1 protein-coding gene and 1 pseudogene are annotated in these 1,388 nt (G+C 71.5%); both read right to left on the reverse strand.

The window, feature by feature from the left end:
* Positions 1-680: CDP-alcohol phosphatidyltransferase family protein (locus Y706_RS29285; protein WP_084476094.1), on the reverse strand; the 680-nt coding region annotated here is incomplete at its 3' end.
* Positions 681-792: 112 nt separating this feature from the next.
* A pseudogene (locus tag Y706_RS30675) lies at positions 793-1,233 on the reverse strand (CDP-alcohol phosphatidyltransferase family protein); the annotation flags it as partial.
* Positions 1,234-1,388 lie beyond the last annotated feature (155 nt).

The following is a 1,388-nucleotide window of genomic DNA, read 5'->3' on the forward strand; positions in this document are numbered from 1 at the left end:
GTCGCCCGGAGCCGTTCCAGTTTGACCACGTCCCGCCCGAATGAAAAGGCCAGCAGCCCAAGCGCCGGCCCGAGCACCATGGCTCCCAGCGCCGGAGGCACCGCCGGCAACAGGGCGAACAGCAGGGCCGCCGGCTGGGCGGCTCCGATGACCCTGCGGACGGTGCTGGACGGCAGCGGGTTCTTCAGGGACGTCCGGAACCAGGCCGCTGCGAGGAACGCGTAGTACATCAGGCCGATGCCCAGGGGCCACAGGCCGAACTTTCCCGCCGCCGCGCAGGACAGCACCAGGACCAGCGCGGCGTCCGTATCCGAATCCAGGCGCGCACCCTCGGCCGTGGCACAACCCGTGAACCTGGCCACCCGTCCGTCCACGGCATCGAGCAGGAACGCGGCCGTGCCCAGGACCACCACCGGAAGGCTTGGTCCGGCTCCGGCGATCAACCCCACCACCGTTTCGGCGGCACAAAAGGCCACGATGCCGGCCCTGCCGAGGGTGACGCGGTCCGCGGGGGTGGAAAATCGGGGTTTCCGCCGCATAACGGAACCGGCGGCCCGGATGATCACCGCGGCCCCCGCCGCCAGGGCCAGGAGCCAGGGAACAGGATCCGTGAAGACCGCCGCGCCGAACCAGGCCCAGGCCACAAGATAGGCGCCGACGGCGGTGCCGGCATCCGCCACGGCACGGCTGTGAACCGGCCCGGAGCCGTTCCAGTTTGACCACGTCCCGCCCGAATGAAAAGGCCAGCAGCCCAAGCGCCGGCCCGAGCACCATGGCTCCCAGCGCCGGAGGCACCGCCGGCAACAGGGCGAACAGCAGGGCCGCCGGCTGGGCGGCTCCGATGACCCTGCGGACGGTGCTGGACGGCAGCGGGTTCTTCAGGGACGTCCGGAACCAGGCCGCTGCGAGGAACGCGTAGTACATCAGGCCGATGCCCAGGGGCCACAGGCCGAACTTTCCCGCCGCCGCGCAGGACAGCACCAGGACCAGCGCGGCGTCCGTATCCGAATCCAGGCGCGCACCCTCGGCCGTGGCACAACCCGTGAACCTGGCCACCCGTCCGTCCACGGCATCGAGCAGGAACGCGGCCGTGCCCAGGACCACCACCGGAAGGCTTGGTCCGGCTCCGGCGATCAACCCCACCACCGTTTCGGCGGCACAAAAGGCCACGATGCCGGCCCTGCCGAGGGTGACGCGGTCCGCGGGGGTGGAAAATCGGGGTTTCCGCCGCATAACGGAACCGGCGGCCCGGATGATCACCGCGGCCCCCGCCGCCAGGGCCAGGAGCCAGGGAACAGGATCCGTGAAGACCGCCGCGCCGAACCAGGCCCAGGCCACAAGATAGGCGCCGACGGCGGTGCCGGCATCCGCCACGGCACGGCTGGCGG

Source organism: Arthrobacter sp. I3 (assembly GCF_000520575.1).
GTDB lineage: Bacteria > Actinomycetota > Actinomycetes > Actinomycetales > Micrococcaceae > Arthrobacter > Arthrobacter humicola_A.